Genomic DNA, 15520 nt, shown 5'->3' with positions numbered 1-15520 from the left:
GTGTCAAGACCCACCAGACTGGTAATAGAACCAAGTGCTTTGCTACATAATGTAATACAAATCAGACGTTATGCACCAGGTAAAAAAATAATTGCCATGGTTAAAGCTAATGCTTATGGCTGTGGTGTTAAAGCTGTAGTACCTGTGTTGGAAGGTCAGGTTGATGGGTTTGGGGTAGCCTGTCTCGAGGAGGCTTTGGCTATTCGCGCAATGGGTGCTCAAACTCAATGTATTCTTTTTCAGGGAGTATTCAGTGCGGATGAGTATTCAGTAGTTGCTCAACATCAATTCGGCTGCGTTCTTCATCACCCCAGCCAGCTGGCATGGCTCATTAATACCCCATTACCCCATCCAATTAAATTATGGATCAAAGTAAATACAGGCATGCATCGTTTAGGTTTTAAAGTTCACGAACTACAAGACATCATGAACACACTGCAATCCTGCTCTTGGGTTGAAAAGGATATTGGCTTGATGACTCATCTGGCTTGTGCTGATGAATCAGGAAGAATAGAAAATGTGCAGCAAATCACTCAATTTAATCAGATCACTACAGCTGGATTTAGTGAGCGCAGCATCGCGAATTCAGCGTCCATTATTTCTTTTCCTGAGACTCATGCTGATGTCATACGTCCGGGCATTATGCTTTATGGTGTTTCTCCCTTTGCTCATCAAGTAGCACCTGATTTAGGGTTAATCCCGGTGATGCGTTTTATGTCTGCAATCAGTGCGATTCATCATAATCCTCCTGCCGCTCAAGTCGGATATGGCGGCACCTGGAAAAGCAACAAAGATTCGATTATAGGGATTGTTGCAGCAGGCTATGGAGATGGCTACCCTCGGCATATTTCCCCTAATACTCCGGTATGGATTCGAGGTAAGGAAGTATTTATTGTTGGCAGGGTATCAATGGACATGATGGCGGTAGATTTAACCGATCATCCTGATGTGGAGCTGGGGGATGCGGTTGAACTTTGGGGCCCGAATATCTTGGTTGAACGGATTGCTCAATCCGCAGGAACCATTGGTTATGAATTGTTGTGTCAAATCTCTGAACGAGTGCGTCATGATTAGAGGTGCTGTACAAAGAAAATAACCTAGTGTTTTTTTAAGTTATTAAATAGAAAACAAAGAAAAATCGCTAACACTCACTACCATTAAGTTGAAAAAAACATGTCATCCTGAGCCTGGCGAAGGTTCTCCTGAACCCCGACAATTCTTCATTGTTGGCTCTTAAGGATGACAGGCAAAATCCTTAACTTAAGGACCGTGATCCCAAAGTATGGATAATATCTGGTCGTGATGGTAGAATGCCAACCGATTTGTAACTCATTAATCAGGTGAACTGTAATGAAAAAATTAATTGTTGCATCATTGTCTTTGTCGTTTTTATTAGTTGGTTGTGCACCAATCAATAACGAAGGTGTCGGCACTGTGACTGGTGGTGTTGTTGGTGGATTACTTGGTAGCCAATTTGGTAGTGGTTCAGGAAAAGTGATGGCTGCTGCTGGAGGCGCGCTGCTAGGGGCTTATTTAGGTGGTCAGATAGGTAAAACTATGGACAGACAAGATCGACTTGAAATGCAAAGAGCTTTAGAGACAGCTCCTACAGGAAGAGCGGTAGTTTGGTCTAATCCTGATAATGGAAATCGTTATACCGTTCAACCAACGAGAACTTATTATCAATCACAACAACCATGCCGCGAGTACATCACTAAAGCAATAATTGGTGGAAAAACACAGCAAATTTACGGCAAAGCATGCCGCCAAGCTGATGGCTCATGGCGTGTAGTGAATTAATTTTTTTAATTACCGTTCTACAATTTCGGGGCTTCACTGCATTAAGGTGAAGCTCTTTCATTCGTTACATTTTTTTCCTGTTCTACTCTTATTTTTTTTCGCTATTAAATAATATTTCTCAGTCCCCAATCACACATTCCTTTTGTGCTATATTTATACAGTAAGCTAGCATAATTAATTATTTGTACTCATGGAGAGTGGAAATGGCTCAGTTAATTTATAGCGTATTATCAATGCCACCTCGAAAAATTGTAACTATTCATCCTGATGAACGTGTAAAAAAATGTATTGATTTAATGGCTGACCTGGATATAGGTGCAGTGGTTGTACTTGATCATGAACAGAAATTAGCAGGGATTGTAAGTGAGCGGGATATTGTGCGTTCTTGTTTGCATCAATGTGTTGATCTGAATACTGGGAAAGTTTCCGATGTTATGTATACTAACGTGAGTATTCTTAGTCCGCATGATACTGTAGACAAAGCGATGCAGGTTATTACTCAGACGAAAAGAAGGCATGTCTTAATTCGCGAAAATGGCGAGTTTCTGGCAATAGTATCAATAGGTGACTTGCTATTCCATTTACTGGATGACAACGCTCGGGTTATTGAGCATTTGGAAAACTACATCCATACTTGATTAAACGTGTTGCCGCCAAGAATAGCCGGCATGAGGGTTGTATTGCATTGTCTTAATTATCATACAAGATTAGACTTGTTATAAATCTGATGTTGTAGCATGATTGTCTCTGGCTTAGGCAACAGTTTGATCACAGAACTTCGGTCTTGCTATTGCAGGCTTATTTTATATTTAATATTCCATTAGTTATATCATGAGTTTACCTGGGTTTATCAATTAATTAGAGTAATGAGTGGGGTTCGCCGTTAACTCGACTGTTTCATGGATGCAACGAAGCAGTCACGGCGGGTAGTTAGGAATGAATTGTCAACACGCTCTATTTATAGAGGATGTATTTATTATTTTATTCAGAGAGGGAAAAATGGAAGGCAAACATGAATATAAACAGCTAGAACAGCTTAAATTAGAACGTACTGATTCTAGCACACCTGCGCCACCTAATACGCCTGTGAGTCAGGGCTCCGGCACCAATGGCCCAACATAATAACTCCAGATGAAATGGAGCAATTTATGGCCTCCCATAACCGTGGGGCATTTTTCTCTAAGGGCTCTAGCATGACTTTTTGTTCTGGTTATGCGAAAGATGCATTGAATAATTCGCAAGCATTCTCAGATTCAAGTTGGAGTGATTCATTTTCTGATGATGAGGCAAAAGAAAGACCACTGAAACTTTAAGGATGCTGTGAGAGAAGTTGTAGTTCAGAATATCTCTCTTGTTATGTGATAATTGCATCTTGAGTGTCTTGAATTGGCTAAATTACTTAAAAGCATGGTTTCATCCAACATAAATTATACTGCGCATCATTTCTAAAACCAACGCTGAGTGCTATAGTAAACTTTTAACTATTCGTGTTAAAACCATGACTACAGCATTCAGGACGATTTTATTTCTAATAAGCCTTTGTTCATCTCTATGGGCAAATACATCTCCTACTTCCTGGTATACTCAACAAGGCGATAAAGAGGTGGCTCTTAATGTTGAATTATTTGTTTCTTCAACCTGTAAATATTGTCATAAAGCGGATGCCTTTTTTACCGATCTTGAGAAAACCACACCCTGGGTGCATGTAACACGTTATGTTATTAATGAAGATAAACAGGCATTGATTCGTTTCAATGAATTGTTGGCTGAAGAAAATGTGTATGATTTTAGTGTTCCCGCAGTATTTTTCTGTAATTCTCGTTGGGTTGGTTTTTCTTCAAATGAAACAACAGGAAAAGATCTTCTACGTGGTTTGAATTATTGCAAAAGCCAAATAGAGAAAAAGGGCGCCTTAACTTCAGTAACAGTTAATGTCTTGAAGCGTTGGGGAAATGCTAATTTATTTGATTCAGCAATGGTAGATGAGCCTTCTGCTGCTCGATACATTGCCACGATAGCAATTATGGATGCTTATAACCCATGTTCGTTCTTTTGCATCACCGGATTTTTCGCCCTTCTTTTTCTACAAGATAACAGAAGAAAGCAGATGATTACCGGCTTGTTATTCATCGCAGCAGTAGGTGTCGTACATTATTTTCAACAAGCGCATGCCAGCGCTTTTTTTGGACTTTTACCTTGGTTGCGAGTACCCGCAGTAGCTACCGGTTTATTTTCCTTCTATCTTGCTGGCCAGTATTACCGGAAAAGAACTGCCGCTAATTTATTATTTTTATTGTCATTTTTATTGGCCTTTATGGTTCAGATCTACCAACAAACCTGTGTGATGAACTGGTCTTATATTTTTGGTCAATGGCTTTATAATCAACCATTAACTTTCGGCCAGCACCTAGTTTACCAATTGGCTTATCAAAGTATTTATCTGGTCTCTTTATTGGTGCTGTTGTTCTTATATGTTTATTTAATCCGCTTCGAATTCTTTGCCCGATTCAAACAAAAATTCTATATGGTGGGGCTATTGTATATTATGGCCATCGGATTAATTCTTATTGTTTATCCATTGGCATTGGCTAATTTGGCATTGTCATTATTTGTTGTCGTTGCGTTATTTACAGCGGGCTGGATTTTAGATAGATACAAAAATTCATCAACTGATTTATGAACAGAACTAAAAAATAATTGAGCCCTGTTGAATATTTTTGGTTTTATATAATACAATTAGATGGGGTAATGGATTAAATAGTGTGTTGTATCTGGAGAACTTCTGAAATGGAAGATGAGTCACTGTACAAACATTTATTTCCTATTGGAGTAGAGGTTGAGCAAGGTAAAAAATACTATTGGTGTGGTTGTGGTGATAGCAAAAATCAACCGTTTTGCGACCAGGAAAATTGTGGGGATAATCGAGTTTGTTTTTTAGCAGATCTTAGTGAAATGGTTTATTTTTGTAATTGCAAAGAAACAAGAACTCCCCCGTTGTGTGATGGATCACATGCACGATTACTGCTTGAAGCAGTGAAAAAGCGACAGCTTAAATGAATTAAGAAAAGGAATTCTTAAATGATCGATCAAGAGCTAAAGAAAAAGATAGTTAATACTATTGGTCGTTATGAATTGAAATGTGACAAAATGCAGTTGCAAATAAACGCACTAAAAAATGTCATCAATAATCTCATTATTTCTCCCCTTGGTATAGATTATGAAATGGATGAGCAACTGTCTCAATTTCGAGAGCAACTCGATCAGGAATTTGATCAGGAAGCAATAGAAAAAAAGGTCGCTACTTTAGTCGAGCTATTCACAGAAAATCAAAAGAAAAAATCTGGAAGTACCCGTATTATTTCCGACTTAATTAAACAAGGGGTTGATTCTGTCGGAAGACTTGCTAATACATCACAAGATAAACGAGCCGTGACCAAACTCCAGCAAATGCTGGATACAGAGGTTGAAAGTCAGACTATCCTTATTCATTTTAATCAAGTACTGACTCAGTGCGTGTCGTCAGTTATAAAAGAAATTGATGATTTATCTTTAACTCCTGAAGGAAAGCAAATAAGAACGTCTTTCGAGGGAGCCATTAGCTTAAAAATAAATGACAGCTTGCATCAATTACTGAATCATTTATCCATACCACATGATTTGGATGGAAAAAGAGAGCAGATAAACACCATCCTGGATCGTCAGCTAACAGGGGACGATTTAAGTAAAATTATTGATGGATTAACCGAACTGGTTGTTGATGCGTTTAATGTGGAACAGAATCGATTTAAAGGGTTTTTACAGCAATTGACCAATCAATTACACGATTTTGATATTTATTTAAAAGCATCAGCCCTTACTCGAAAAAATGCTTCAAAAGAAAGCCGTCAGTTAGAAAGCGGGATTCAGGACAATATCAATCAAATTAAAGGACATCTGGATTCGTCAACGACAGTTGAGGAGCTATCCGCTAAAGTCAGTGAAAACCTCAAGATGATAGGGGATAGCCTTAGAGAATATCGTGAGAAAGAGCAACTACGCGAGCAGGAGTTTGAGCATCAGGTTTCTACATTACAAGTCAAACTCTCTGAATCAGAGCAAAATGCCGAGGAAATAAAAAATCTACTTTCCTTTCAAAAATATCGAATTAATCACGACAGTTTAACCGGGCTGCCTAATCGAGAGTCTTATGATGAACATATCGTGGATTCATTTCAGCGCTGGAAGATGCATTCACGGGTCATCTCATTGGCAGTAGGTGATATAGATCACTTCAAATACATCAATGATAACTTCGGTCATTTGGCAGGGGATAAAGTACTTAAAAAAGTGGCGACGATTTTTAGATCTTCTGTTCGAGAACTTGATTTTATTTCTCGCATTGGTGGTGAGGAGTTTGTTTTTCTATTTGAGGATACCAGTGGTAAGAGAGCTCACAGTATTCTTGAAAAATTACGAAAGCTGATAGAAAACTGTCAATTTTGTTATCGAGATAAGAAAGTAGATGTTACCGTATCGTTTGGATTAACCACCATAGTGGAAGAGGATGATATCGAGTCATTATTTATGAGGGCAGATAAAGCCATGTATAAAGCAAAAAATGCCGGGCGGAACCGTATTGAAGTTTTATAATGGATTGTTTGCTTATTGGTAAAAACCATACTGACACTGTACTCATTGTAAATTTGACTTGATCTTGCCGCGATGATTTGGGATTATCCTAGTTCTTGGTTTTTAAGGTAGTACTATGAGTAAACTCATTGATATCCCAGTTGTTGTTGAAAGCGGACAGAAATATAAAACTTCAAATGGTGTTACTGCAATTAAAGATGGAGTGAAATCCACAGGAGTTACTCATGAGCGCCTGCCAAAACCAAAATGGCTACGCATTGTAAATCATACAACGCCCGCCTATAACCAGGTCAAAGAGCAGGTGCAGAAGCATCGCCTTGCCACAGTATGTGAAGAAGCTAAATGTCCTAATATTGCCGAGTGTTGGTCTCATGGTACGGCAACTATTATGTTAATGGGGGCTGTCTGTACTCGGGCTTGTCGTTTTTGTGCTGTAGATACTGGAAATCCTCATGGTTGGCTTGATTCAGAAGAGCCTGAAAATACCGCGAATACGGTTGCCTTAATGAACCTTGATTACGTTGTTCTAACCTCTGTAAACAGAGATGATTTACTTGATGGCGGAGCGAATCATTATGCTCAAACCATTAGAGCAATAAAGCGACGTTCTCCTCGTACTAAAGTTGAAGCGTTAACTCCTGATTTTCAAGGCATTGAAAAGGATGTGGCAGTATTGTTAGACAGTGGGCTTGATGTTTTTGCGCAAAACGTTGAGACTGTCGAACGGTTAACTCATCCAGTCAGAGATAACAGGGCAGGTTATCAGCAGACATTGAATGTGCTGGCCTTTGCAAAAAAATACCGACCTGAGGTTTTAACTAAAACCAGCTTGATGCTGGGTTTGGGGGAAACTGATGAAGAAATCATTCAGACTATGGATGATTTACGTGCCCATAATGTTGATATATTAACTTTGGGACAATATCTGCAACCGACAAAAAATCATTTATCAATAGAGCGATACGTCACTCCAGAAACATTTGCAGAATTAAGACAGATTGGTTTGCAGAAAGGATTTTTTGAAGTGGCATCTGGCCCGTTGGTGCGATCGAGTTATAGAGCTGATCGGGTATTCAAACGTGATAATTTGGGTTTGGATGAAGCAAAATAATCGTTAGTCCGCGTGTGTCAATATTCAACATCCTTCCTTGAACGGAAAATGGCGCCAACTTAAAAAAACATTTTGATTCGAAGTCCGTGATTTCCTCTCATCTCCTTGGTGGAGACACTGTCATTAAGTTAAGAACAGTACGTCATCCTGAACATAGTGAAGGAGCTCCTGAATCTAGGAGGATCCTTCGTCGCTAGCTCCTCTGGATGACGGCCAAATCCTTTTATCATTAAAGTTTGTCGGCTGTTTTTACGCGAACCTCTCATATCTTCAATTTAATTAAGCCTTTTTATAAATGCTTTGCACCAAAAACAAGTCATTTTGTTTTGTTTTTGGTCGATCCTGAGTATAATGTTCGCAATTAGGTTGCATTAAGGATATTTTGACTAAAATGAATTTTAAAGATTGGTGTTATCAGCGGTTTGGTATTCTTGAGTTTACAGAGGGGAAGATCATTAATTGTGTGTTCATTCCGGCACTTCCTCAACATGTTGTTACTGTATCTTCTGCCATTTCTAAAGCAGGTGGACGGTTTATCGAGACTTCAAATGCACGCGGAATTATAATTCCTTACGATAATCTTTTAAGTATGATCAATAGCTTCAAACAGGCATTTTATTCGTTCAATTTATCAAAAGAAGTCTATCCTGAGTGGCTCAATTCGTATTTCTTGAATTTAGGTTTAAATCCCACGTTGTTGTACGAATATAAAGACCCCTCATCAATTCATCTAACCTTCGAAGGCAGCGAGACAGAAGAGTCTTTTGCTATTCAATTCAACAATTTTTCTCCTGAATATGACAATCATCCCATTTCAGGAGCCGAAACCCTTATGCTCGCAACTTCTGGTATCATCCAGCACTTGTTTCAATTGTATTACAGTGATGACTCTGCCCTAATAAATCAGGTATGCAACTTATCCTCCATGCAAATCCATATGGATAGTTTGCTACAATTAGAACAACTAATCTCACGTCCTCAGCGGTTAAATGGCGCAAAATATCTGGCCATGGATTTTAGTAATACCCCTATAAATGGTATATGCCTTGAATTTACACAGGCAGTCAGTGCTTATTCGCTTTCCTTAAAAGTGTTCGCAGAAGTAAATCGGGATAATCTGGCTCAGATACACTATGATAATCTTAACTATACCGCATCACTATTGGCCGCATATACACCGGAAGGAGGGCTACAACAAAGTTTGATAACTGATGCAAAATTCATTTCCTATCTAAAGTTGGCTTTGATTGGCCCTTTTCTTAAGGCAAATTCAAAATCACTCTCTTATATGGATGAGCTGCCCAAGGAGGTGAAAGAGCTCATTTTTTCTTTAATAAGCCAAAATTTGAATGGGGTACTTTATGGTGCTCCGTGTATTACATTAGAAAAAGGTGCCAGCATTAGTATGGGGCGTTTTCTTCCGGGAAGGCCAAGGCCCTCAGATACAGATGAACTCATTTTTCAGGGAGGAGGGAGGAGAGGGCATTCCGCAATATTTAGAATAATAAAAGTGGGGATTCTTAAAAATGGTTCGAGAGCCTTACCTAATGAAATACCACACTTTTATGAATATTATAAAGTGGAAGATAATCTGGGAAATGGGGCTCATGAGATTGATGAATTCAATAAAACATGTACAGGAACTTATGTTACAAAACTGGAGCCTCATTCTATAGAAAATAACGCTTATATTAAATTAGACATTGATCCCTATACTGATGCAGCGGCATATCAGCACGGTATGGAGTGTACTTTGAAAGGATTAATCTTGGTAGAGCGTCAGTTATTATTTCATAAGCCACCCCTCATACGGCCTGAGAACAGTGAGTGGGCTCGGCTAAATGCAATTAAAGAATATCTCAGTGGTCGGATTTATCTTCACCCTGTCAGCTTTTACAGCAAGAATCCTCTGGACTCATCCAAGATATATCAACGTACAGTATGTAATCAACGAAGATATGTTCAGGAAGGAGGCAGTTGTCTTATTTTCTCATTGAAGAGTTTGGTTGCTACTATTATCGGTAATGAACTATGTGCGTTACATACTAATTTTATGCAGGTATACAATGCCCAGCAGTATTTGGAGTATATTGGTGGAAAAATTGATCTGTTACAACGATCTATTTCCCGTTTCTCGCCAGTGAATGCAGTCCAGATTGAGGATACCACCGGAGCAGCACAAGTATTAGCATCAAATAAAAATACGTTTTTTGGTGCGCTATCAAAATCGTTAATATTAGAAGATAATAGGTGCGAACAGAAAATAGCTGCGGGCTACTAAGCAACATTCCCGCTCTGATGTGTCTCTTGGTATTTTTTGAGTACTGACACTGTCTATTTGTATTTATACCAAATCAATACCGCGTTTTTTCATTACTTTATGTAAACTATAAGCCAATACGTACATGAATATCCCTATTCCCAAGGCACTAACTCCCATAATGGAATAATAGTTTTTGTAATAGGGTAGGCTGTCTATTGGTAATGAGATGTTCTCAGGGATTGCTACCCATCCGGCAATTCTTCCAGATATTGCATTAGACATGGAATTGGATAAATACCAGACTCCCATGGCGAAGGCAATGGCACGGCCATCACAATACAGACCAATCATGCTAAGGCCTATGGCACTTACCCACAATTCGGCAATGGTAATTAAAATGTAAGTCAAGGCAATATAATTACCATTGACTATGCCTTCGCTTGCCCCACAAGCAGCAAATGCCATAACTAAGAGAGCAACACCGGCAAGCATCGTTCCCGCAGCAAATTGGTACGGAATGGTAAAGCGAGAGAAGTATTGGTAGAAACGAGGTAATTGACTGCCTATGATTAAAATTAACAACGGATTTAACATTTGGTATTGAGCTGCTGAAATAGTGAAACCATAATAAATTATGGTCTGAATTACTGTTGGCGAATAAGACTAAAGTACTATTCATCTGGTTATAAATAATAAAAAATACTACGGCTTCGATAATAAGCAACGCTGCTATCATCTGTTTGCTACGTGTTTCTCCTGTAAGTAATAAGGTCTTTTTTATGAACCAGAGTATTCCCATCCCGCAGCCCACGGTAATCAAGCTACTGGCAATGTGTACATGAGAATAAGCGTATAACGTAAGCGCATAAATGACGGTAATATAAATAATTAAACGAGTTATGCCTTGTCTTGATAATCTCGAGGTGTCTTTACCCCAGATTACACTATCGTATATTGAGTATTTTCTGGCAAAATTTAGAGCGGCAATTGATTTGCCTGTAAACGCCAGAGTTAAAACAGATAAGGGGCCATAACGGCTGTCTAGCAATGTCGGGGCGATTAAGGTTGCGAGCAGGGCCCCAACATTAATTGCCATATAGTAATATGTCATGGCTGATTTGGCTTTTATCGCGTCATCAGAATAAATATGAGACACCATGCTTGATGCAGTTCCTATCAATAAGGAGTTTGTTGCTGGTATAAAGGCAAAGGCTGCAATAAATAATTGATCGCTTAATGTACCTATAGTATATCCGCTTAGCATTACTAATAAATACGCGCAGGCCAACATGATACTGCCAAGCAGTATGGACCTCCGGATGCCGATTATATTATCAGCCATATAGCCGCCTAAAACTGGCATCAGATAACCGGCCGCCTGTGTCACTCCTATAAATGCGTAAGCTTTTGCCTGGCTATAGCCCAAACCTTGTGACAATAAAGGACGAGTTAAGAATAAAATTAACACGGTGTTAAGAGCATAAACTGAAAATTGGCTCCAGAAGGTAATGAAGATAATGTTATTGGCTTGTTTTTGTCTCAGGGTTAATTCAGGAAGACAATTTTTAAATGCATCAGAAATCAATTGCGCACCTCATCCGTAACATACACAGTGAAATAATCAGGACTTTTCGGCTGGCGTGATTCAAGCCTGCCAAATAATAAGCTCCGTTTTTTTATAAAACTGAAATAAGCCAGTCTTCAATAAATAATCAGATTATCACTTCTTGGCGAGGACTACATCAATTATATGGGTATCGTGATAAGGGAAGGTAAAAATTTTACTGAATAATCGTTTTAATCTTTGGATTAAAAAATATTTTGGTAACATTCGAATCGATAACGTATTCAGGAACCAGGTACCTTCAATACCAAAAAGTGCCAGCTCATCTATATTGTTAAGTGTAATTGGTATTTCCAATCGTTGATGTTCTACCACTTCAAACTGGTGTTGCTTAAAGGCCAGCATCAGTTCATCAAGATTTGCAGCAACAGTAGTATTTCTAACGATTGACTTATAGTAATGCCCTACTACGGTGCTAAGTAATGAGTCTTGCGCAATAAACTCAGCCAATTGTTGTTGTGCTACCGGAAAGGAATCATACGTTGTGGTGATCATTGAATAATGACCAGTAGCACGTGTGAGGAGTTTGGCCTCATCAAATAATATATTAATCGGGATATAGGCATTAATAAAATGTGCCAGTACCAGATCCTGACTGTGAGGCGGCAAATATTTACTCGCTTCGGCAGCACTGCTTTCAATCGTTTTTAAGGTGAGCGTTTCGCTGGCATGCTTTAACATTTCTGATGAAACATCAATGCCAGTAAATTCAGCCAGAGGCATAATTTGCTGGAGTTCACGTAAAAATGCCCCATCGCCAACCCCCAGATCAAGAACTTTATAATTGGGTTTTAAACCCAGGTTACATTTCTTCATCTGTTGAATAGCGACATGATGGCTCTCACTAATCGCCCCAAAGCGATTGGCAGTAGCATAATTTTCAGCGATTTGGTTATACATGGCCTTCAAGGACATGCAAAGTTCCTGTTTAATACTTATTTTTCAAGTATATCCCTAATCTCTGGGGTTGGCGATGGATATTTTAGGAAATTGTTAAGATCACATTCTTAATTTATCTGTATATTATACATATATATTTTCCTGCATATCCATATTATACTTTGCCGCACACATGCTTTTGCATTTCCTAATAATAAAATGAATGCATAACCATTTAAATTAAATTTAGATTGAGGTTGATATGGACGGGCTGAAAACGGGAAATCAAAATAATGAATTCTCCTTTATGCACCAAATGGAAACATTCTGGCAGCAAAAATGGTGGATTTTGGTTATTACTGTATTTTGTTTTGGGCTAAGCGCAGTATATCTTGCGCAAAAGAAACCTGTTTATGAAGCGAAAGTTGTTACTGTTCCTCCTACTCTTCGCGATATTTCTCAACTAAACGTTGGTCGTTCTTCTTTGATTGATTATCCTCTTGGTGCGTTGACCGTTAAAGATGTTTATGGTGTTTTTGCCAATATTCTCTTGTCTGAGGCTGTCAGAGTGGATTTATTTAATCAAATCTATTTGCCTTCTCTAACAGAGGAACAAAGAACAAAATTATCTAAAGATAAACTTTATGCTAATTTTTTAAAAATTATTACTATCAAAGAAATTCCGAGAACAAGTCCAATTAAATTTATTGTTACTGCTGATGCAAACAGTCCTGAAAAAGCAAAGGCGTGGTTAGAACAATTTTTTGGCATAATAGAAAAAAGAACAGCGAATGAGCTTGTGCAAGCGATAAATACTCAAAATCACGCTTTAGCTGTAAATGCGAAACAAGAAATAGAAAGTGCTCGAGTAATTGCTGAAAAGACAAAACAGGACCGAATCGTCCAATTGAAAGACGCGTTAGTTATTTCAAAATCGTCAGGAATTATAGATTCTGTAAACAAGAGAGCACTTGATGATGATTCCATGTTATATATGCGAGGAAGCAAGTCGTTACAATCTGAGCTGGATGTTTTGCTCGCAAGAAAATCGAACGATGCGTTTACTCCGAGATTACGTGAACTAGAAAATGAATACAGAGTTTACAATAATCTGAACGTAACAGAAGACTCTATAAAGTCATTTCGTTTTGATGGTGCAATTTTTTTACCAGAATCACCTATACAACCTAAAAGTTCTTTGATTTTAATGTTGGGATTGATTTGTGGATTGATATGCGGCTCGGCCGTTGCTTTAATTCGTACGAACTGGATTTTATTAAAAGCAATGCGTTAATTCATTTTTATTAGATATAAACAGTTTTTAATATTATTATAAAAACATAAATAAGAGGTTTTTACATGAGTTGCTTTGTTATCGCTGAGGCTGGTGTCAATCACAATGGAGATATTCAATTAGCTAAAGAGCTGGTTCACGCTGCAAAGGAGGCTGGTGCTGATGCGGTTAAATTTCAAACCTTTAAAGCGGATACGATCGTTACTAAAGCGGCTGAAAAAGCAGAATATCAAAAAAATAATGCTTCTAATTCATCAACACAGCACGAAATGCTTAAAAACCTGGAACTTTCAGAAGAGGCTCATTATCAATTAAGTGACTTGGCTGCCGCTTTGGGTATAGAGTTTATGTCTACTGGCTTTGATGAAGGAACAATCGACTTTTTGATTGCTCTTGGCGTCAAGCGTCTTAAAATTCCATCAGGCGAAATTACTAATATTCCCTATTTAGAGCATGTTGCGCGAACAGGTCTTCCATTGATCATCTCGACAGGGATGTGCGATCTTGAGGAAGTAAGACAAGCTGTTGAAACAGTAAGCCCTTTTTATGGTGAGCATATTAAAGAAAAGCTTACTTTATTACATTGCACCTCCAATTATCCTGCCTTATTTCAAGATGTTAATTTAAAAGCAATGCATACTTTGGCCCAGGAATTTAATTTACCGGTAGGCTATTCAGATCACACTCTGGGATTACTCGTTCCAACGTTGGCCGTTGGCATGGGGGCTTGTGTTATCGAAAAACATTTTACTCTCGATAAGTCACTTCCCGGTCCAGATCACAACGCGTCAATGACGCCTGAAGAAATGAAACAGATGATGCAGGCTATAAGAGATGCAGAGTTGGCATTAGGAAATGGTATAAAAAAACCAGCTGATAATGAACTTCCTATAAGAGCCTTAGTGCGACGAAGTCTTACTTTAAGGCATGCATTAACCAAGGGTACACGGATTTCAAAAGATGATTTGATATTACTGCGACCTGGTTTTGGAATTAGTCCTGCTGAATTACCTAAAGTAATTGGTGCTAAAGTAAGCCTGAATTTACCAGAGGGCAGCACCTTATTATGGGATTATATTGAAGCATGAGTTTAAGAAAAATAATTTATGTTAGCGGAACGAGAGCTGATTATGGTCTTATGCGAGAAGTGCTTAAAAAGCTGAATTCTGCTGAAGATATTGAGTTGTCTCTCTGTGTTACAGGAATGCACCTTTCCAGCCTTTATGGCAGCACCATTAAAGAAATCGAAGCTGACCATTTTAGAATATGTGGCATTATACCCGTTGATGTAGAGCAAAGTACTCATGAATCAATGGCACAATCTGTCGGCCATGAAATAATTGGAATGACTGAGGTTTTTAAGCGAGAACAGCCTGATCTGGTTTTATTGTTAGGGGACAGAGGCGAAATGCTTGCTGCTGCAATTACAGCGGTTCATTTGAATATACCTGTAGCCCATTTGCATGGTGGAGAGCGCTCAGGGACAGTAGATGAGATGATTCGACATGCTATCTCAAAATTGTCTCATTACCATTTTGTTGCGACTGATGCTTCAAAAGAACGACTGATCAAAATGGGTGAACGAGAAGATACAATCTCTGTGATTGGCGCTCCTGGACTTGATGAAATCAACCAATATCGAGCCTCAACTCGCGAGCAATTTTATCAGCACTATAAACTCGATTTTAAGAAAAAGACGGCTTTATTAATTTATCATCCTGTGGTGCAAGAATATAATGATATTAAATTGCAATTTCTCAATGTGATGAAAGCCGCATTAAATGCAGGATTGCAGATCCTTTGCCTGGAACCTAATTCTGATGCTGGTGGACAATTAATTAGAGACGCGTTGCAAGAGTATGACAATCGTTCCGATGTAATTATAATAAAACATTTAGAACGAAGTGAGTACATCAATTG

Annotated in this window: 14 protein-coding genes and 1 pseudogene; 13 read left to right on the top strand and 2 right to left on the bottom strand. The window is 38.6% G+C overall.

The window, feature by feature from the left end:
- The 10 genes from alr (at position 1) to Q0495_RS04570 (ending at position 9821) form a co-directional block, all read left to right on the top strand.
- A complete protein-coding gene (alr, locus tag Q0495_RS04615) occupies positions 1-1074 on the top strand; it encodes an alanine racemase (protein ID WP_298623616.1) in 1074 nt (357 codons plus the stop codon).
- Positions 1075-1350: 276 nt separating this feature from the next.
- Positions 1351-1800 carry an RT0821/Lpp0805 family surface protein gene (locus tag Q0495_RS04610; protein ID WP_298623615.1) on the top strand — a complete coding sequence of 150 codons (450 nt, stop codon included), beginning with the start codon at positions 1351-1353 and terminating at the stop codon, positions 1798-1800.
- A 203-nt stretch (positions 1801-2003) separates the two neighbouring features.
- Positions 2004-2438: a CBS domain-containing protein gene (locus tag Q0495_RS04605; protein ID WP_298623613.1), complete on the top strand. Its 435-nt coding sequence runs from the start codon at positions 2004-2006 to the stop codon at positions 2436-2438.
- A 298-nt stretch (positions 2439-2736) separates the two neighbouring features.
- Complete coding sequence (locus Q0495_RS04600) at positions 2737-2922, top strand: hypothetical protein (RefSeq protein WP_298623611.1); 186 nt, start codon at positions 2737-2739, stop codon at positions 2920-2922.
- Between the two features lie 26 nt (positions 2923-2948).
- Positions 2949-3113 (top strand): hypothetical protein, encoded by a 165-nt coding sequence (locus tag Q0495_RS04595; protein WP_298623609.1) that lies wholly within the window; start codon positions 2949-2951, stop codon positions 3111-3113.
- A gap of 185 nt (positions 3114-3298) precedes the next feature.
- Positions 3299-4480: a hypothetical protein gene (locus Q0495_RS04590; protein WP_298623607.1), complete on the top strand. Its 1182-nt coding sequence runs from the start codon at positions 3299-3301 to the stop codon at positions 4478-4480.
- Positions 4481-4587: 107 nt separating this feature from the next.
- The gene (locus Q0495_RS04585; protein ID WP_298623605.1) at positions 4588-4857 is read left to right on the top strand and encodes a CDGSH iron-sulfur domain-containing protein; all 270 of its coding nucleotides are present in this window, start codon (positions 4588-4590) and stop codon (positions 4855-4857) included.
- A 21-nt stretch (positions 4858-4878) separates the two neighbouring features.
- Positions 4879-6429 (top strand): GGDEF domain-containing protein, encoded by a 1551-nt coding sequence (locus tag Q0495_RS04580; RefSeq protein WP_298623603.1) that lies wholly within the window; start codon positions 4879-4881, stop codon positions 6427-6429.
- A gap of 115 nt (positions 6430-6544) precedes the next feature.
- Positions 6545-7540, top strand: coding sequence for a lipoyl synthase (gene lipA, locus Q0495_RS04575; protein ID WP_298623601.1), 996 nt, complete (start codon positions 6545-6547; stop codon positions 7538-7540).
- A 391-nt stretch (positions 7541-7931) separates the two neighbouring features.
- Positions 7932-9821 (top strand): hypothetical protein, encoded by a 1890-nt coding sequence (locus tag Q0495_RS04570; protein ID WP_298623599.1) that lies wholly within the window; start codon positions 7932-7934, stop codon positions 9819-9821.
- A gap of 63 nt (positions 9822-9884) precedes the next feature.
- Here the strand turns inward: Q0495_RS04570 and Q0495_RS04565 are convergent.
- Positions 9885-11388 (bottom strand): annotated as a pseudogene (locus Q0495_RS04565) (peptide MFS transporter).
- A 135-nt stretch (positions 11389-11523) separates the two neighbouring features.
- Positions 11524-12342 (bottom strand): class I SAM-dependent methyltransferase, encoded by an 819-nt coding sequence (locus tag Q0495_RS04560; protein WP_298623597.1) that lies wholly within the window; start codon positions 12340-12342, stop codon positions 11524-11526.
- A 226-nt stretch (positions 12343-12568) separates the two neighbouring features.
- On the opposite strand from Q0495_RS04560, the gene Q0495_RS04555 reads away from it, so the two are divergent.
- The 3 genes from Q0495_RS04555 to neuC all read left to right on the top strand — a co-directional run.
- The gene (locus tag Q0495_RS04555; protein WP_298623594.1) at positions 12569-13600 is read left to right on the top strand and encodes an LPS O-antigen chain length determinant protein WzzB; all 1032 of its coding nucleotides are present in this window, start codon (positions 12569-12571) and stop codon (positions 13598-13600) included.
- 65 nt (positions 13601-13665) lie between these two features.
- Positions 13666-14688, top strand: a complete 1023-nt coding sequence (gene neuB / locus Q0495_RS04550) for an N-acetylneuraminate synthase (RefSeq protein WP_298623592.1) — start codon at positions 13666-13668, stop codon at positions 14686-14688.
- On the top strand, positions 14685-15520 hold an 836-nt coding region (gene neuC, locus Q0495_RS04545; protein ID WP_298623590.1), incomplete at its 3' end, for a UDP-N-acetylglucosamine 2-epimerase. The genes neuB and neuC, both read left to right, overlap by 4 nt.

This window comes from uncultured Legionella sp. (genome assembly GCF_937871865.1).
Taxonomy (GTDB): domain Bacteria; phylum Pseudomonadota; class Gammaproteobacteria; order Legionellales; family Legionellaceae; genus Legionella.
The sequence above is the reverse complement of the archived record's forward strand: the minus strand, read 5'-3'. Positions and strand labels throughout refer to the sequence as shown.